This is a genomic window from Paenibacillus sp. FSL R5-0623, assembly GCF_037974265.1.
Classification (GTDB): domain Bacteria; phylum Bacillota; class Bacilli; order Paenibacillales; family Paenibacillaceae; genus Paenibacillus.
Genome location: NZ_CP150233.1, coordinates 2,805,846 through 2,827,619, shown reverse-complemented (window position 1 = coordinate 2,827,619; position 21,774 = coordinate 2,805,846). Strand labels below are relative to the sequence as shown.

The window sequence follows — 21,774 nt, the reverse complement described above, 5'->3', positions numbered from 1 at the left end:
TGGAAACATTTATGTTCCGCTGCTCTCCCGTACCGTGCAAAAAGATTCATGCACCCTGTCAACACATCGTTCTGTTAACCATTCAGGGATGCAACTTTGTTCAAGTTCAGCTCTTGCATAAAAAGAGGTCTGGTCGTTCTGACAAGCCCCAGTTGATCCAGTGATCCTGTCAAAAGGATTTCCAGTGCTTTCATCGCTTCAGCTACTTCAATAGAACCGATACCGGCATTGCTCATAAGGGTGTTGTATTCTTCCGAGGCTACACTTCCCACACTTCCCCAATAACCCCAATTGATGACTTTGACATCATAGGAACGCTCCATCGCAAGCTGATGAGCAAACGCATCCTTGAAGGTGCAGCCAGCCGCATAATTGCTTTGCCCAGGAGACCTGGTAAACGAATTAAAGGATGAAAAAAACAACATGAAGTCGAGGTCATCCTGTCCAAATACCTGAGCCATGCGTGCACTTACAGCGACTTTTGCAGATAAGACAGCTTGAAAACGATCCTCCTCCATATTGGCGATACTTTGATCCTGCAATACAATCGCAGAATGAATTACACCATGAATATGGGGATGTCTTCGCTTGATCTGCTCATAGGCCTTCTGGAGGGAATCTCCATTTGTCGCATCTGCCACAATGTACTCGGGAGCACTGCCCAGGGACTCCAAACGTTCTATACAACGTTGAATGCTTGAATCAGGTTCCCTGCGCCCGATCCAGATAATACGTGCATTGTACTGCCGGATCATGTATTCGCTCCACACCTGTCCAATGCCACCTGCCCCACCAATGACCACATATACTCCCTCTTGGCGATAAGCATCCTTAATTGCATGTTCATTGTGCACATTTACCGGGATCAACTCCTGGCGTAACCACTCGTTATCCCTATACAGATAGGCGTTTCCTTGCCCATTCCAAGGAAGTTCTTGCATTTGGGTCTCCGCCCATTCAACCTCATGCTCCAGATCGAGCAGTTTTATGCTCCACCGGGAGTATTCTTTGGCCAAAGAGCCCGCAAAACCATGAATGCTTGCATGGGTAGGATTAATTTCATCCATTGGAGAGGATGGGATCGCATTTGTCGTAATGAGGGTCAAACTCAAGCTTCGATTACCGTATCCAAGCTCTAGTAGACTCTTGATCATTCTGAACAGCTGAAGAACCCCCTGCTCCTGTCCCTCAACAATCGAATCATCTGCCATGCAAACATTACCGGTGGTAGGAGCGTGCCATATGATGTGATCCAGAATGGCAAACTCCGACAGGTTGTCCTTCCAACCAAGTACGCTGTTATGGGGCAACATATGCATTGCGCCCGGATATAGTTTCAGGGCTTGCTTATGACTTGTATCGTTGTCACTAATGATGAGCACCTTGTTACCAACGGATAGCGGAAGCGCTATCTCCTCCGGCGTAAATACACTCCATATGGGTGTCATCAGAACATGTCCAACAGGAGATGTCCCCCCGGTCGTCAACGGATTTTGAAATAAAGGAAGCTTATCCGCTGTGGGAGCTTTACATGCCAATTCTGTCATCCGAATGCATAACTTTCCGTCCGGACTATACATCTCAATCTGAAACTTGATCAGCCCCTGTGCCCCAGAAGAGTGATCCATCCGTTGGACACGCACCCACATCTCTTCTGTGCAAGGATACAGGAGTTCCAGCTGATCTAGTGTAAACGGCAGTGGCACTGAATCAGGACTTCGGCCCCCCTCCACATGTTGCTTCAGCAAAAGACCCATGGAGGCCTGGAACGCCGCATCAAGCAAATATGGATTCATTACATATGGCTCTGTATGTCCGACTGCCGGAGACAACCGCAACTGTGCCCAAACCTGATGATCCTGGATGAACAGCTGTGTAAGTCCCTGAAAGGCGGACCCGTAGGATAGACCCAATCCGTCAAACAAGGAATAACACTCCTTACCTGCTAGGACACGTTCTGCCTTCTCAACCAGCCAAGGTTTGTTTCCGTTTGGTTGAACGGATGCCTGTATTCCCCCCAGCAGAACGGAACCCTTGCAATGTGTTCGTTTGAGTTGCTCAGATCCATGAGTGAAGCTATAGACCTCAAAACCTACGATTTCATCATTCTGCTGTTTAAGTTCGATGAGAACATCAACCGGCTGATCCACCTGTAGAGGTGTCATCCATGTGACTTTCTGAATACACCGTACCTGCAACGAATCATCGAAAAGTCCAACAGCTTGCTGAACCGCCGCTCTGGCCATTTCCAGATAGGCTGTACCCGGAAGCCATTTCTCTCCATGGACCTGATGATGGGCCAAAATCGTTTCCTCGCCCGTAAACGTACTGGCATATCGTTGCAAACCAAAGCTGGATGTATTGCAATGTACGAGCGGATGTAAAATAGGTACACTTGTATGTTGTATTACTTTGCTCCTCTGTTCTCTTGAGACAAGGGGTTCAGGTACCCAGTAACGTTCAGCTGCAAACGGATACGCCGGCAGACTGATTCGGCGCGGGTGCTGCTGTCTGTTGTCCCCGTATAGCTCCATCCACTGAATCACTGCCCCTCGTGTCCACGCGTCCAGTACATGCTCATAACGACCCTGGGACAGCCAGCGTTTCACATTCTCTTTCATGTCTTCCTCATCGGTTAACCAACCCGGATGCTCCTGCCCTTGCTTCACATGCCCCTGATAGTACAAGCTTCCTTTGCCTGCTGGTTCCGCCTGACCCACCTGTTCCACATAGCTGTCCAGCTTGGCAAGCAGCTCCTCCATTGTTTGCGCCAGCACACCCAGCCGTGCCTCCATTGCTTCACGTCCGGTTTGCAGTGTATAGGCGATCTCCCTCACTTTCCAGCTGCTCTGTCCGGTACGGAGTGCATCTCGCAGCTGACGGGCCTGCACGACCAGCCGTTCCTCGTTCTTCGCTGACAGCACGATCATCCCTGGCACTTCATTTTGCTCGTTTTGCTTGTTTTGCTTGTTTTGCTCATTCATCTTTTCACGCGTCAGGTCGGGTTCCCGGTATTCCTCCAAAATGAGATGAGCATTCGCTCCACCTGCACCAAACGAGGAAATCCCCGCCCGTCGCGGTACAATCTGACCGTCCACTCTCGGACGTTCCCAAACATCTAACTCCCGCTGGACCGTGAATGGAGTTTGACTAAAGTCAATATGCGGGTTGGTTTGCTGCACATGCAGGGACGGCGCCAGCTCTCCATGCTGTAATTGCAACAGCACCTTGGTGACTCCCGCGACGCCTGCTGCGCTCTCTGCATGTCCGATATTGGATTTCGCTGAACCAATCGCACAGTAGGCCTCTTCCGACGGATCTTGCTGAAAAGCTTTACTCAGCCCCGCAATCTCGATGGGGTCACCGAGCGACGTACCCGTGCCATGGGCTTCCACATAACTGATCGTCCGCGGGTCAACGCCCGCCTCACGCAAGGCCCGGCCGATGACGTCCGCCTGGGCGTTGGGATTCGGCACGGTATATCCGTTTGTTTTTCCACCGTGATTCAAGGCCGACCCTTTGATCACGCCGTAAATCCGGTCCCCGTCTGCAACGGCTCGTGCAAGCGGTTTTAACAGGACCGCGCCCACGCCTTCCCCCGGCACATACCCGTCGCCCCCTTCACCAAAGCTCTCACAGCGACCTTTGCTGGATAGGAATCGTCCTTGAGACAACATGATATATTTGTTCGGGTGGACCGACACATTCACCCCGCCTGCGACCGCAACCTGACACTCATTCTGTCTTAAACTCTGGCACGCCAGATGAATGGAGGTCAGCGAAGATGAACACATCGTATCCACCGCCAGACTCGGTCCGCGGAAATTACAGAAATACGACACCCGGTTGGCGATGGACGCTGGATTACCGGAGAGCGCAATTGAGGACTCGACCCCATACAATTGATATTCCTCGTACATGACGCCGACGTACACACCCACGATGTCGGCAGCCAAACGCTCCCGCGTATACCCCGCATCCTCAATCGTCTCGTACACACACTGCATGAACAATCGTTCCTGCGGGTCCATCATCTCGGCTTCCCGAGGAGAAATCTGGAAGAACAACGGATCGAATTCGTCCACACCGTCCAGAAATCCGCCCCAACGTCCATAGGTCTTGCCCGGTGTGCCCGGCGCTGAATCATATACCTGCTCCTGGTCCCAGCGTTCAGATGGAATCTCGGTAATGCTGTCCGTTCCACTGCGCAGATTCTCCCAAAACTCATGGATGTTCCGCGCTCCCGGGTACCTTCCCGCCACACCAATAATGGCGATATCCTGCTTCGTATCGACAGGTGTGTCCTGTCTGGAGACATTAGTCTGTGATTCATTCATCCGTGGTGCAGTCGTTTGAGTCTGTCCAAAAGTTAGATAGGGCGATCTGGTCTCTCCAGGGATGGATAAGACAGATTGCACTAAGGTCTGCTGTACTTTGACATGCTTGGCTTCCAAAGGTATGGATGCTGCATCTGAAGTTGTGTCGGGATATCCCTCCCTTATCAACCTGTCCAGTTTTTCGCCTTGCTCCTGTAGAAAGTAACTGCTCAAATCCCCGATTGTCTGGTATTCAAAAAATAATGTTTTGGGCAGTGGTCCAAATAAACTTTCCAGTTTGTTTGTCATCTGCATGATCAGGATTGAATCGATTCCATACTGCTCCAGAGGTGCATTCGCTCGAACGCGAGACTCGGGCAGTCCAATAACTTCGGCAAGAGTTTGGATCAAAAATTGAACCGTTCGTTTGGGTTTGTCAGCTGCCTGTGATCGGTTTGATTCCCCCACAGGAGAATTTATTTCTTTCATCGTTTCCAGTCTTTCGCTCTCACCATTAAAAACCAGGGATCCCTGTTGGTTTTTGGAATGTAGAAGCCTCCTGATCCGGGTCATATCACCCGACAAAACAGCAATCTGTCCAGCTTCTGTTGCCAAAGCCCGATAGAAGGCCTGTATGCCGCTTGACGTTTCCATTCCCGCCAAACCGTAACGATGGAACATCCTTTGCTGAACGGTTTCAGGTATCGTCATACCCCCTTCAGTCCACAGCGGCCAGTTTATGGACAAGGTCCGCCCGTACCGCTCACCCTTCTGCACTCGCTGGTGCCGTTCAGATGCAAAAGAATCCATAAAAGCGTTGGCTGCCGCATAGTCGGCTTGTCCAGGGTTGCCAAACATCGCGGCAACAGCCGAACAAACGATGAACAGATCCAGTTTGTCCTCCCGAGTGGCTTCGTCCAAATAAACAATACCGGACACCTTCGGTGCAAAAACGTTGCGAAGATCGTCCTCTCTTTTAGCAAAAATGGGGTCATCCTGTATAATTCCTGCACAATGAATGATCCCGTTCAACTTACCAAACTCCATCTTGAATGAACTCACTAATTCTTGCACGGTCTGTCGATCCGAAATATCCCCTTGTCTGTAAAGAAGGTTTATTCCTTTCTCACGTAAAGCATCCAATGGCTTCCGAATGGTTGACAAGGATGCTCTCCCTACAGCAACAATGGTGCAGGAGGGTGCATGAAGCGCTATTTCTTCAGCCATGATAATCCCGAGAGCACCTGCTCCCCCGGTAATAACGTAGACCCCTTCGGGTTTCCATGGGATGTCGAATGCACTTTCAAATGGATCATGTTCAATCATTTTCCAGTTCTGAACATGACGAAGCCCAATACCTGATTGCCCTGGTGTACTCTTATAACGGATTAAACCATGCTCCGGGTAGGCCCGATTATCTACGAGCATGTTTGCCAGCATCTCCGATTCCGTTTCATTCAAAATTTCAATAACCTGACCATGAAAGAATGGATTCTCCAGCTCGGCCGTTCTTAACATAGCAGCAAATCCCTGATACAACGACAATTCGCCAGGAATGACAATTTGCAGCCATTTTTCATCGTTAACATGGGACACTGCCTGCATCAGAAGAAGCTGGATCTCTTCAAGCACCCGCAATGCGCTGTTGGTAAATAATTTGTCCCAAGACTGTTTGGAATCCGTTGACGGAATACGTACACTTTGAATGGAAAATAGCTGTAAATATTTCTCAATTCCTGGATAACTGTGATTGCTATCTTCGAATAAAAGCACCACATGATTGTCCACGGTTAAGGTCTCATTCCCGGAAACACCTCCGGCAAATGTGTCAGCAGGTGCCACTCTCCAGTAGGGTTCAGCCAGCAAAGTCCCTTCATCCCCATGCTGCTCTACCTGTCTAGGAAGCTCGCGGAACGTCAGCCCCTTGATTCGAAGGACAAGCTGTTCCTTATCGTCATATCCATCAATATCAACCTTTTTCGTTTCAACTAGAGCGTCATTCGGAGTACAGACGCGAACATGCGACCACATTAATGATGCACTGTTTCCCCAAATCTCCACTTGCTCCATGGCAAACGGAACCGGTGTTGTAACAGGTGGACCTCCTGCTGCCACCAACAGAAGTCCAATGGATGCCTGTAAGGCACTGTCTGTAAGACCAGGGTGAAGCTGACCTCCGCCATATTCATGGGAAAACCCTCCTGCAAGGCTCAGTTTGGCAAGCGCCTGATTGGTCCCGATGTACAACTCTTCAATTCCCTGATAATAATCCCCGTATTGCAGATCCATTTGTTTAAACTGGTTGTAACAACCCTCTCTTGTATAAAACCCTTCGGTGCATTGGGCTCTGATCTGTGTCAGATCTGTCTGTCCAACTTCCTGCGGCTCCATCATTGCCGCTTGCCCAAGACAGTGAACAACAGTCTCTTCCGCACCTTGGCTCTGTATCCGAAACTCGATTGCTCCCCGTTCAAGCGGATGAAGCAAGACGTCAACCTGAACAGGCTCATTGTTCACCTGTAGTGGACCATACCAGCCGATATGGCTCAGACTTATCCATATCCGTTCTAGATCATCATGCGTATGAGCCATTTCCACTGCAGCACGAGCCATCTCCAGATAGGCTGCACCCGGAAATACACTTTCCCCTTGCACGACATGATCCTTCAGGAAAAGCTCCTCACCATCAAAGGTGGAACTGAATTGGAGGGCAGCCCAATTCGAAGTATTACGATGCAGCAAAGGATGAAGCAACTGGTTTGAGTCCTCTATGCTCTGGTTAGCATGTTGTTGGATCGTATGATCATTTGTTGGTAGGTGACCAGCATCAATCCAGTACTTATCCTTGGCAAACGGATACACGGGCAGTGAGATTCGTCCTGCGGGCGCATGCTTAAACAACAATTCAAAATCAAGATGATATCCCTGCATATATAAGCTTGCTGCTGCTGCTAATTTTTCCGTAAATTCGGCCGAATTCGGTGATTCCGAACAATTCTGCAAACATTCATTTCCATAACGCATTAATGAAGACTGCGGGCGCAGTGTATGTGACAGTTCCACCACCTGAACTTCTGCTGCGGCTCCCTTTTCAAGCCACTTCTCCAATATTCTGATCAACTCTTGCTCATTACGGACAACACAGCTCAATCGGTAGTTCAGATGTTTTCGTCCCATGAGCAATGTATAACTCATATCCCAGCAGCTCACATCGGATTGTTCTTTGCAGAAGCTAACCAGTTGCTTGACTTGAACTTCCAATTGTTCCTGTGACTGAGCCGATAAAACAATCAGGTTCCCGGGACGATTGACCTTCTGACTTCCCATGACAGGTGCTTGTTCAATGACCATATGCGCATTCGTTCCACTGAAGCCAAAAGCGCTGATTGCGGCCATCCTTTTAATACCTGGCGGTGTGATCCAATCGATTGTCTCTGTATTGATGTAAAAAGGACTGCTTGCAAACGGAATGTGTTCATTGCCTTCCTGAAAATGAAGGGAAGCTGGAATTTTTGCATGTTTTAAGGAAAGTAAAATTTTAATCAGTCCAGCTACACCGGCAGCGGCCGCAGCATGTCCAATATTCGTTTTGATTGAACCAAGAGCACAGTAATTTTCCTCTTCGGTGTACGACCGGAACGCTTTCACAAGCGCACTGTATTCAATGGGATCTCCCAATTTAGTTCCCGTTCCATGGGCTTCAACCAGTTGGATATTTCCAGGATGGATGTCAAAACGATTGTAGACCTCTCTCATGAGCTGCTCCTGAGACTTCGCACTCGGCGCGGTGAGCCCGTTCGAGGCTCCATCCTGGTTAATGGCTGTACCGCGAATAACCCCATGGATGTTGTCCCTGTCACGCAAAGCATCACTCAAACGCTTCAGAACTACAACTCCTGCACCTTCTCCAGGCACAAATCCATCTGCCCGCTGGTCGAAGGTATGACATTTTCCTGTCGTTGAGAGCATGCCGGCCCGGTTGGATGCAATGAAAAAACCTGGGGTGGACTGTATAAAGACTCCTCCGGCAAGCGCCATTTCCGTCTCCCCAGACCATAATCCCTGACAAGCCAGATGAACCGATACGAGTGAGCTTGAACATGCCGTATCCACTGCAATAGCAGGGCCCTGCAAATTCAGATAATATGCGATTCGAGCAGGAATGACTGAACCCGAGTTACCCCAGAATGCCTGCGGAACAGGATTCGTTCCAAGCAGTGTCCGGTAATCAAGCTCATTAAATCCTGCGTATACACCACACTTCAGCCCGGCAACTGCCTGCCCTGCATATCCAGCATCCTCCAGCGCCTTCCAACATTCCTCAAGAAAAATTCGCTGATGCGGGTCCATATGAGCAGCTTCCGTACCTGAAATGTTGAAAAATTGAGGATCAAATTCATCTATGTTTTCCAAAAATCCACCATGGCTGCAAAAGGAAGTATCCTTTTCAAAATAAGATGATAGATCCCAACGCGTAACTCTCCCGACCAGATCCTTTCCTGTGACTAAATTCCCCCATAAGGAATGAATATCATCTGACTGCGGAAATCGCCCGCTCATCCCAATAATAGCGATATCTCCCCGCTCCACCTTTAAAGGACTATAAGACTCTGGGAACACAAAATGCTGGTCATGATTGTGTTCGGATGAACCTTCTGTTTTGTATGCATGCGGGGCAGTAGCTTTAGAGCTCAACTCCACCGGATCTACAGATTTGGAAATCTTTTCGATGGTTTGCACAAGGCCGTCCCTATACTTTTCAACGATATGGTTGGATAACAACTCAATGGAGCTATAATCAAACAGGATGGAGACCTGCAAAGATATGGATAACGCCTCGTTGATCGACTGAATAAGCCGCACGCCTGTAATGGAGTCCACTCCATATTCGGAGAAGGGTTCCTCTGAATCAATCATGGTGGTGTTCACTTTAAGCGAAGCAGACAGCATATCTGTAACGATCTCTCTTACATGTGCTTTCAATGTGGTTGCTGAAGTGCTCTCCAAACCAAGAGATGACTTGCTCGGCTTCTTTTCTTGCAGTTCAGGACGGCTTCCTGGAGAGAACGAATCATTGGACTGTAATTCAGACCGTGCCTGATTGGATGATCCAACTGGAGTAACTTCCGCGTCGATCTGCCTTACTATGCCGTCACTGTATGCCACAATGACCTGCTGCCCTTCCTCGTGCCAATCTTGTGCAGGAAATTCGATAGAATGAAAACCCGCTTCCAGTAACAGCTGTTCCCATACATGAGGTGCTACTCCGGGAGAATCGGTTAGACGAAGCTCGGGGTCCTCATACAGCCACCATCCATCCAATAAACCAAAGGTAAGGTGAGTAAAAAGGGAATTGCTGCTAATCTCGTTAATTAACAGCATTCCGCCTTGTTTTAGCAGAGCCTTCACATTACGCAGTGTTGTCCGCAAATCGGGAGTTGCGTGCAGCACATTGGCTGCGATGACCACATCATAGGCACCGGTGTCTATCTGTTGGGCAGACGGAGCATAACGAACATCAAACATACGATAATTCAGGAATGACCTGCCTGCTCCATACTTCTGTTCACCATGCAAAAGGAATGCTTGGGATACATCCGTATATGCATACTCTTGAATATGTTGTTCCACCGGTTTCAGTCTGTGCAAAACGGCTGCGCTTGTTCCTCCGGTTCCCGCCCCAATCTCCATCATGCGGAGAGCAGAGCTGTCCAACTGGATTTTATGCTGCACATAATGTAGTGCTGTTTCAGCAAGCACTTCGTTATAACGGTTTATTTTCACGTGTATATCCCCCCGACCAATTCCATAGAGGAATCAGGAAACATAATCTCGGTTGCTAGGCATTTTCCGCCGATAATATCTGGCAGCGCCTTCAGCATCGTTTCAACCAATCTGATTTGTGATTCCGCGCCGTGGTGTTTGATCCATCCGGGTTTGTTATGCTCCCATTCCTGCCAAGCCGTTTCGGCATTCGGCTCGTCGTAATTGCATACCCTGTAACCAAAATCGGTTTTCATCAGATAGCCGTAACGGACTAGCGCGGTCAAACTTCCTCTGATCCAATGCGCATAGGTGTCCGACAAATTCTGTGTTAATTCAGCCAGAGTGCCGGAGCTAACATCGGATTCAAACCAACCGGAGGCTTGCAGCTGCACCCACATCAGTTTTGCAAGCAATGGCTCCATCTCTTGGAGCAAATGGCTTGGATTCTTGTCTGGATGAGAGGTATGCACGAGGTCACGAGTCACTGGCCTGCTTGCCTTTAGAGGCTGATCCGACATATAGACTTGTACAGATTTTTGCATATTGATTCCAGGAATCAAATTTGTTTTTGTTTTTAACAAGGCAGCCTGTGTAAGATCTATGCTCATGAGCATCTCCAAGGCTTCCATCGCTTCTGGCCCCTCAATTGAACTCACACCCATCCGGTTCATGCGTTCCCTGTATTCCAATGAAGCCACACGGCCTACACTCCCCCAGAAACCCCAGTTCATAATTTTGACCGGACATGTCCAGGATTGTCGCAACCAATGCGCAAACGAATCTTTAAACATACAGCCCGCCGAGTAATTGCTCTGGCCTGGTTGTCTGGTAAAAGAGTTCATAGATGAGAAAAAAAGGACAAAGTCCAGATTTTCTTTCGCAAATATGTTTGCCATCCCAACACTTACATCCAGTTTGGCGACAAATACATGTTGAAACTGTTCCTCTGTCATCTGCTCCAGACTGCCATCTTGCAAAACAATTGCTGAATGCACAATACCATTTATGGTCTTGAACCGGCTTTTGATCGTTTCATACGCACTCATTAATTCCTCTTCACTGGCTGCATTGGCCGAAATATATTCGGGAGCAGCCCCCAGAGCTGACAAACGATTCTGTTTATTCCGTATCTCGTCGTTGTATTCACTTCTCCCGATCCATATCACTCTCGCCTGATAGGTCCGAATCATATATTCACTCCATACTTCTCCGATCCCGCCGGCCCCGCCAATGACAACATATATTCCACCATAACGATAATTGTTGTTGTCCTGAGGGGCATTGCTCTCCAGGCGAACAAGTTCCTGACTGTACCAGCGGTTGTTTCGATGGACCTGGAGATCCCCTTTACTTTTCGGTTCCAGTGAGAGCGCTCCACGAATGGAACGTTCATTGATGTTACCAGCTTGCAAATCCACAAGACGCACATACCATTGTGGAAACTCCTGCGCCATTGAGCTGGCAAGACCATGAACTCCGGCATCCGCAGGATTAACCGGGTCGCTAGACCATACGGATTGTGTCTGACAGGTTAAGAATGACCATTCCAACGGACGATGACCATATCCCAATTGAATCATGGCTTTAATGATTCGAAACACATTTTTCACGCCCATATTCTGTGCCAATATCATATGATTCAGTGACGTTGGAGGGAGAGACATATGATTGGATAACCAAATGATATGATCAATCGTATCGACCTTTTTCAAGGCATTCATCAGACTGACGGGATCTACAGCAGTTTCCGCATCCATACGGATTGATTTTGCATGGATCTGATGAACCATCTCCCATTGCTCCGTTGTACCTCCAATGACCAGCCATCGTTTATTTCCAGGATTGAATTCGGACTTTTCAGTCTTTTCGACTACTTCCCATATTGGGGTCAGCATAAGATTATGGTCCGATGGCTCCGATGGGTTTGCAAGAGGAGGTTCCTCCTGCTTAACTTTTGATTCACTTATCGTGTTGCCCTGAGATTGCTGTGGGATCCAGTATCTTTCTCTTGCAAATGGATAGGTCGGTAGGGCGATCCGTTGGGGTTTACCCTCAGCACCATATAATGTATTCCAGTCCAGGTTCAGACCCTGCACCCATAAATCCAGTAATTTCTCATGCTGGCCCTTCTGAATCCACCGGTTCACCATTTCTTCCATATCCTCATCCCGACTAAGGATGGAAAGCATCTCTTTACCCTTTTTCACATGACCGGTATAAAAAACCATTTGCGAAGTTTGTGTTTCCAGATTGTTTGCCTGTTCAACATACTCTTTTAGTTTCGCAATGAGTTCCTCTATGGACGCCGCCAGCAAGCCCAGACGCTCTTCCATCGATTCACGTCCAACTTGCAAAGTATAGGACAGGTCCCTCATATCCGAATCCACATATATTCCGGTGTATAACGCCTCAAGTAAGTCTTTGGCCTTTGCCAAGAGTCGTTCCTGATTTCTTGCGGACAGCACAACGATAACAGGAGATTTAGGGTGATCTTTGCCAACTGTTATCTGTTCCGAGTCCATACCTGTCTGGGTATACTCTTCAATGATGATATGTGCATTGGCACCCCCAGCTCCAAATGAAGATACGCCTGCACGTCTTGGGATCTGCACTCCATCTAGTTCCGGGCGCTTCCATGGTTCGAGCAACTTCTGAACCACAAATGGACTCTGGGTAAAATCAATGTTTGGATTGGTCTCTTCCGCGTGCAAGGATGGCGCGAGTTCCCCATGCTGCAGCTGCAGCAACACTTTGGTTACCGCAGCAATGCCTGCTGCGCTCTCGCAGTGACCAATGTTGGATTTGGCTGAACCGATGGCACACTTGAAGTTGGATTGGACCGTCCGCTGAAATGCTTTTGTTAAACCGGCCACTTCAATAGGGTCCCCGAGCGAGGTTCCTGTTCCATGCGCCTCCACGTAACTGATCGTTCGCGGATCAATACCTGCTTCAAGCAAGGCGTCACCGATAACCTCAGCCTGTGCGTTGGGATTTGGCACGGTGTATCCATTGGTTTTCCCCCCGTGATTCAGCGCCGATCCTTTGATCACACCGTAAATCCGGTCCCCATCCGCTATGGCTCTCGCCAACGGTTTCAACAGAACCGCGCCGACACCTTCACCCGGAACATAGCCGTCCCCACCTTGGCCAAAGCTTTCACACCGTCCTTTGCTGGACAGAAACTTCCCTTGAGACAAAAGAATATATTTGTTGGGATGGACCGACACATTCACACCGCCAGCTACAGCTACCTGGCACTCGTTCTGTCTCAGGCTTTGACAGGCCAAATGAATGGATGTTAATGACGACGAACACATTGTATCCACGGCCATGCTTGGTCCGCGAAAATTACAGAAATACGAAACCCGATTGGCAATGGAAGAAGGATTACCGTTGAATGCCATGAAGTTCTGGGACCCATAGAGCTGATACTCCTCATACATCACACCTACATAGACGCCCACTTTCTCCGTGCTCAAGCTTTGTCTTGTGTATCCCGAATCTTCCAGTGTTTCATATACACACTGCAAAAAAAGTCGTTCTTGAGGGTCCATTGTTTCGGCTTCACGAGGAGATACCTTGAAAAACAACGGATCAAACTCATCCACACCATCCAAAAAACCACCCCAACGGCCATAAGTTTTGCCTGGAATTCCTGGCTCTGGGTTATACACCTGCCCGTGATCCCAACGTTCAGATGGAATCTCGGTAATACTGTCCATACCACTACGCAGGTTATGCCAGAATTCACCGATATTACGGGCACCAGGATATCTGCCCGCCATTCCGATAATGGCAATATCCTGATGCTGATTATTCTTGCCCTTTTCACCATCAGAAGGTGAGTCCATATGAATGGACAGGTCCGGGTCCGTTTTTTTCAAAATAGGTTCGGCTTCGGGTTCGAATGGGGTTCCTGTCAGCAGCGTTCGTTTCGACATCACGGCGTGTGTTGGTGCGTGTGTTTGGGAGTCCGACACATTCTGTAAATTCGCTAGCACATTCTTCTGTGTCATTCCGGCTGGTTTCATCCCTCGTTGCTGAAGCAGCTTATCCAAACGCACCTGATGAATGTTCATAAAGTAATGACTTAGCTCCCTCAGGGTCTGATATTCAAAGAACAGCGTTTTGGACAGAGACCCCAATTCATTCTCCAATACGTCCGTCATCTTCATAATGAGCAGCGAATCGATACCATACTGCTCCAGCGGGACATCCGGCTCAATCCTTGATTCTGGCAAGCCAATCACGGGTGCCAATGTTTTAATTAACCAAAGGATGGTTTGATCCTCCAGATTGCCTTCAAGTCCAGTAACCTCTTCCGTATCCTCGATACTCACAGATATATCTGCTGTTGAACTCTTGGAAAGGTTTAATGGACCCACGAACTGCTCAGCGGTTGCGTGGAGGCTCATTTGTTCCAACAGTGTCTCTGCAGAAATATCCCATCCATGCCGGGCCAGCAGTCTGCGGGAAAGTTCACTCCATTGCACCGGGTCCAAACCATATTCACTCCAGTCCATGTCCGGGTCCACGTCCTGCTCCCCTACGTTCAACAAAGCGGCCACTTCCAACGTGAGCACAGATACAGCTTCCTGTTGGGTCATGCCTCCCGCCAGAGGGGCTCCAAGCTTGGTGGATAACGGTTCCGACATCGATTCAAGCTTGTCTGACTTTACCGGCTCGATCGGTTGGCCCGACCCCGAATATCCCGGCTCCAGCAGGCTTCTTCGCAGCACCGACAGCTTGCCTTCCGCCACCGCTACCTGACTGCTTCCACTCTCCCAGGCCTGATACAACGCCTTTACTCCCGACGCGGTTCCCAGCGGTCTCAGTCCATGCTGTTTCCACAGACGCTGCTTCCCCTCTTCCTCCAGCTGCATTCCGCCTTCTTCCCACAACGGCCAGTTAATGGACAAGGTTCGCCCTTGACACTCCCCGCGTTTCATCCGCGCATTTCGGTTCACCGCATACGCATCCATATACCCATTCGCGGCGGCATAATCACCCTGCCCTGCATTCCCCGTCACCGCTGCACCCGAGGAGAACAGCAACAGCACATCCAGCGCTTCGGTCCCGATCGCTTCTTCCAGATTCCGTATACCGTTTACTTTCGGGGCCAGCACGGCCTGCCAGTCGGATTCCGTTTTGTACCGTATCAGACTGTCCCGGATTTCTCCGGCACAATGCAGCACCCCGTTCACCCAGCCATACTGCTGACGGATACGCCCGAACAGTCCGTGGACCGCCTCCCGATCGGTAACGTCCACTGCTTCATAAAGCACCCGGGCAGGAAGCTGCGCCATCTCTCGCTGTACCGCCTCTGGCATCGCCGGGGATCGACCAGTCAATATGAGCGTACTGCCTTCCGTTTGGGCTGAAATCTCCCGGGCCCAGATCCGTCCCAGGCCACCGGCTCCGCCTGTAATGACGTACACGCCTCCGTCTCTCCAAGGAGACAACAGTGGGAAGCCGCTCTTCCGCTTTGTCTTCACCTCTGTCTCTGCATTCCCATTCGTCATCTCATCCATATCCATATCCACATTCGTATCCATGTCCACGTCAACCGCCTGCCAGCCCGCTCGCTTCAGCTCACCCGCTTCCCAACGCAGGTGGCTCTCCTCCGCATGGAGCGCACACTGGTGCAACTGCTCGGTCAATATGGCGGCCGATGTCTCTGGCCGGACTTCGACAAGCTGTGCCAGACAGCCCGGATGCTCCAGTCGCACCGTCCGCAGCAGCCCGCTCAGGCCGGCGAACCGTCTCCCTTGTTCATCTCCCGCCACGACGACCTGCACAGCCATCCGGTGGCTTCGCTGCATCGCAAGCTGCTGCTGCACATGGTGCAGAATGGCCTGAACAGCCTGTCCGTACCGCGCCTCCAACGCCCCCGTTAACACCATCTGCTTCCAGGACACATCCGCAGCCGCGAAGTCTTGCGGGGCCCAATCACACAGCAGCACCGCGGGTTCAACCCCCACAGCTTCAGCCGGTAGGGAGCGCTTCGGCAGCTCCTGCCACTCGGGCTGCACCAGCAGCACACCTTCCCGGCTTTCGGGCACACGCGAGGTCACGCCCCGCAGTCGAATGCAAACCTGTCCCTCTGAATCGCACAGCTCCAGATCCAGTTTACGGACGCTAGCCTCCGCAGCGGAAGATGCCGCTCGCTCGGGGCGAACACGCACCACCGCCCACATGTGCGCCTGGCAAGGAGATATCACTTCCGCCTCCTCCAGCGCAAAAGGCAAAGGAGCGGAAGCGGGCGGGTTCCCATGTCGTTCTGTTGTGCTCGCAAGGGCCGTGCTCTCCAAGCTTACTGCACCCTCCAGAGTAGTGGATCTCAGCACTTCCGCGATCTGATCTCCGGCCAGCAGGGCGATGGATGCTTGCAAGGCCCCATCCACCATACCGGGATGCAGCACGGTGTCACCTTGCCCTTCGAAGAGCGCTTGTGGCAGACGCAGCTGCGCCAAGGCCTCGTTTGCCCCCCATTGCAATTCGGCAATGGTCTGATGGGACGGACCGTACTCCAGACCCAGTTTTCGGAATGCTTCATAACAAACTGCTCCACTGGCCTGTCCCTCTGTACACCGGCTGCGCACAGCGTGCAAATCCAAGGTTTGCACGGCTTCTGCGAGAGGTCGTCCCACACTTACACGCCCTTGACTATACACCGCTTCTCCAGATTCAATTGATGACGCTGCCGATATTTTATAGGACAAGCTCTCATCTGCCTCAGCCTCAAGCGCCAGATGAACCTCCAGAGGCTCCTCTCCAACAACGAGCGGCCTGCTCCACATTACATGCCGCAGCAGCAGACTGTGTGTGAGCGGAGGCCAATTCGCTGCATGCGCCGCTGCTGCCCGGGCCATCTCCAGCTGAACAACAGCTGGAAGCAGCTTGTGCCCCTGTACCACATGATCGCTTAGGAAAGGCTCATTGCCATTGAACTGACTACTGTACCACTGGCCCCGCAGCAGATCTGAGCGGTTATGGTGCAGCATGGAGTGCAGAACTGTAACCTTTTTGCCGAAACCTGCAGTCCCGCTCTCCCTTTTTGCATGGACCATGGGGACCCAATAGCGTTCTCTTTGAAATGAATAGGTAGGGAGACTGATTCGAGTAGGCCTGCTGTCCTTCTGGTACATGCTGTTCCAATCAATGGTTATTCCTTTGGCCCATACTTCAGCGATTGAAGCCATCTTTCTTTTGTTCATCCATATTTCGATTGCTGTCCGAATGTCTTCATCTGATTGAAACAGTTCTGTGATCGCATCTTCTTGAAGCCTGACTTCTCCCTCATAACCAACCCGACTGTTCAAAGATCCAATCCGCTGGCCTTGGTCTTTGCTTTGCACATACTCTGTACATTTCCTTCTCAGCTCTTCAAGAGAACTGACAACAAAGGCAACCCTGTATCGCATATGCTCTCTGCCCACCTGCAGCGTGTATGCCAGATTGGATAGCTTGATTCCCAGTGTGGCGGCGGAATTTTGATGTTCCTTACTGGTGGAGAGATAATTCATCATGTCGCGCACATGATCAAGCAGACTTGTTTGACTTTTGGCAGATAACGGAACAATGACTGGAAGCTCGGACTCGGAATCCGAACTGGAATTTACTGCTGTTGATGCATATTCTTCAACAATCAAATGGGCGTTACTGCCGTTTGCCCCGAAGGAACTAATACCTGCTCGCAAAGGTCCCGTTTCTGGATTGTTACGATCTGCCTTCACATTTCTCCAATCTCTTCCTTCCCTCTCCACATAAAAAGGAGTGTTCTGAAAAGGAATGTACGGATTCAGACGTTCCGCATGTAAGGAAGGAAAAATCCGATTGTGTTTCATCTGTAACAGTACCTTGGTTAACGCAGCCACACCCGCAGCCGCTTCCAAATGCCCGATATTGGACTTCAGTGAACCAATTGCACAACTCTGTTCCGGCAGTGACCAGTCCGCCAATGCTTTGTTCAGTCCCTGTACCTCGATCGGATCTCCGAGGGACGTTCCTGTGCCGTGTGTCTCAAAATAACTGACCGTTCGAGGATCAACCCCTGAACGTTTGAATGCATGTTTAATAACTTCCGACTGTGCTGTTGAGTCTGGCACCGTTGGGCCTGATGTTTTTCCTCCATGATTGATTGCAGACCCTTTAATAACACCATAGATGGAATAGCCTTGCTCTTCGGCATGACTCAGACTGGTCAGCAACACCGTTCCGGCTCCCTCACCCGGCACATATCCATCTCCGCCCTCTCCAAAACTGCGACAACGTCCATCGGATGACAACAGCTGTGCCTCTTTTAAAAACATGTATCGATGCGGATGCGTAATGACGTTGACTCCGCCTGCAAGAGCATACTCACATTCCTCATTTCGAATGCTTTCGCAGGCCAGATGAATGGCCGTTAATGCGGAGGAACACATGGTATCTACCGCAAGAGAAGGACCATGGAAATTCATGCAATACGATACCATATTTGCAACGGATGCTGCGCTGACCCCCAAGGATGTAGGTACACCGCGATCTGTCAGTTCCGATGCAAACAGCTCATAATGATTCCAGAATACGCCGGCAAATACACCCACACTCCGGGTACCTGTTGAAGTATCCTGGTGCTGACTGCGTTCAACGCGAAATCCCGCATCTTCACAGGCTTCCCATGCCGTCTCCAGAAAAAGTCTTGCCTGGGGGTCCATCATCTCCGCCTGACGGGGAGATAAATTAAAAAATAGTGGATCGAACTCATCAATCTTATCGATGAATCCCCCAAACTGATAATATGAATCCGGCGTATACAAAAACCGCCCCTGTTCCCAACGATCTCTGGGAAAACCTGTAATGCAATCCTTACCTGATAACAGATTGGCAGCAAATTCATCCACATTCCGAGCCATCGGATAGCGGCCAGCCACACCAATAATGGCTATATCTTCTGTATGCATTTCCGATGGTCGCTTTTCTTTTCGAGGAACCTCATGATTTAAAACTTTTGCTGCAGAAGGGCCCTCCACATGGATAGTAGTTTGTGCAAAACTTCGGATAAACGAAGGTTTACCATACATCACAACAGTCTGCGTTGATGCATTCATCATAAGCGAATCGAACAGTTGCATTCCTTCGTCTTGAGGCAGCGGGGCCAATCCCGTTTTGACTTCCAACTGCTGCTCGTAAACTGGATCGATCGACATGCCTCCATTCGCCCATAGAGGCCAATTAATTGAACGGGTTCTGCCTGATCGCTGTCCTGCCACAACCTGTTGCTGACGCCGCTCTGCAAACCGATCCATAAAAGCGTTACCACAAGCATAATCTGCTTGTCCCATATTCCCGAGCACAGCCGATAGTGAAGAGAATAAAATAAAAAAGTCCAGTGGTTGATCACGAGTATATTCATCCAGGTACCAAAGTCCGCTCACTTTAGGGCCTAGCACTTCCGAAATATTCTCTTTTGTTTTCTGTAAAATGAATTGGTCCCGGGTAACTCCTGCACAATGTATGATTCCCCGAATAACTCCCAGACTGGTCCGAATCTGCTGGATGACATGACTCGTCTGCTCGCTATGCGTTAGATCTGCCTGAAAATAATGAACATCCGCTCCCAGACTCTTCAACTCCGATATCTTATCGGACTCTTTTTTGCCAAGAGAAGAACGCCCCACCAGCGCCAATGTAACCCTCCCTTGCTCAGCCAAATGGCGACCTACCATCAAGCCTAATCCACCCAATCCACCAGTAATCAGATAAACACCATCTTTTGCAACATACTGGCTTTTCTGCAGCATCGGTATCGGCTTCTCACGGTATTTTTTCACCATCCGCACACGAGATTTTCCGGTGTAACACACTTCACTGACTCCCGAGGAATGTGTTACTCGCTCTTTATCCAACCAGTCCGCCCATTGGGTTCTTGTAACGTTATGAATATCATTCACCGTGATGATCTGTCCATGCAGATGAGGGTTCTCTGCATGAGCTGTTCTTAAAAGGGCTCCCATCGCGCCTGAAAAATCAGTGCCCGTTCCTGACGGACCAATTATTTGAATATGGGTCTCCACTTTGGGAAACTGCTGCATGTAATTCTGAAGCCAGACTATACATTGCTCGCACATTTGTTCAAATGACTGTGGCATGGTACGTTCACTGGTTAGTGTGACAACCTCTGATTGCGGAAAACATTCCTTGATCATTTGATCATGTCCAATTGCCTGCTCGCAAAGAATAATAACGTGGCTCCGCACTGTGTTGGAGGTGTTACGCATACGCAGCGTGGCCTCTTCCCAGAAGGGTTCGAGCATGACAGATGAGTAATCATCGCTCTTTCCCCGATCATGATTGAGTTCTGATGTTTTGATGCTTGCCTTGCTGGCCGAAGCTTTGCTCTCCGTGTACTGATTTTCAGTAAATGCCTCAGGCCAATGTTGGTGCAGGTATGCAGCAAGAGACTTAATATTGGAATATTCAAATAACAGCGTGGGGTAAAGCTGTTCCTTCACTTTGTTCTCCAGCGTCCTTGAAAGGTTGATAAGCTGCAAGGAATCCAGTCCCATCTGATAAAATCCCAGCTCTGTGTCCAAATTCGCTTCAGATGTTCCAAGCACTTTGCCTATCTCTACCTTTAAGTAGCCCGCAACCTGCTTCGTGTTCCCTTCTGGAACACCTCTTCGCTGATTCGATAGTTCGGATGTATCATCTATGCTGACAGGTGAATCTTGTATATTGACCTGTGTGGCCAGCTCTGGTACAGATGTATCCTCTGAACCTGAGCCTTCTACCCCATTTGGATTCTGATGTACTTCGGCCCATTTCTGTATCAAATGAGGATTACGAATACGTTTAGCGGTTAAACGCTCAAATTCAACCAAGGACTTGCCAGCAGAATCAACCACTCTAATATCTGTAGAAATCAGATCTGGTGATGAGACAGAATTATCGTTTATCAATGGTCGAGCGAGCGAGTACACACCAATGGTGTCAGGTAACGGACCATAAATACAGAAGCGTTCAATCATAAAAGGAATATAGGGAGTCTGATCATCAAACATCCCCTGTGCTTTTTCCTTTAAACGAAATGAGGAGCCCGCAAAAGTTGCCCCATCCAAAAAAGCTGCATGTGCATAAAATTCATTGGAGTAAACGGAAGCCTGCTCACTGAGATTCAGACACATAAGCTCCTGATTCTCATATTGGTAGACGACCCCTGAAGTTTGCATAAATGGCCCATGCTCGATGTTGACCTGCCGCGCCAATTGATAAACCTCATCCATGCTCCACTGATCTCGGGATTGAGTTTTCAGATCCTGAACATGGATCACGGGTGGATTAAACTCAGGATCAACAAGAAACATCGTACATTGCATATGTTGTTCTTCACTGCCCTGATCGATGGTACCATTCATCACTTTGTTGCTTGTAATGGTTACCCTCCATTGCAACTCTGAAGGTACAGGTGAGAACGTCACAGCAATCTCGCGATCAAATTGCTCTGATGTCACAATGGGCGTTGTAAACAAAATATGCCGCAATTCGACAGAGTGTGTCTCTAAATATAAAACCGACAAACGATAGATCATATCCAGTAGGGTGACCCCGGGTAACGTACAAATTCCGTGTACACGATGATCCTGAACGATGGCGTTGCTGTGGCTTAAACGTTGCACGTATGTTTCTTGATTGCGACCTATCAACGACA

The 21,774-nt window shown here is 49.5% G+C and carries 2 protein-coding genes; both read right to left on the bottom strand.

The genetic code is table 11. The features are described from left to right. Positions 1-74 precede the first annotated feature (74 nt). Positions 75-10,100 (bottom strand): SDR family NAD(P)-dependent oxidoreductase, encoded by a 10,026-nt coding sequence (locus MKY92_RS12870; RefSeq protein ID WP_339301034.1) that lies wholly within the window; start codon positions 10,098-10,100, stop codon positions 75-77. Further along, positions 10,097-21,769, bottom strand: coding sequence for an SDR family NAD(P)-dependent oxidoreductase (locus MKY92_RS12865; protein ID WP_339301032.1), 11,673 nt, complete (start codon positions 21,767-21,769; stop codon positions 10,097-10,099). Before MKY92_RS12865 ends, MKY92_RS12870 begins: the two co-directional genes overlap by 4 nt. Positions 21,770-21,774 lie beyond the last annotated feature (5 nt).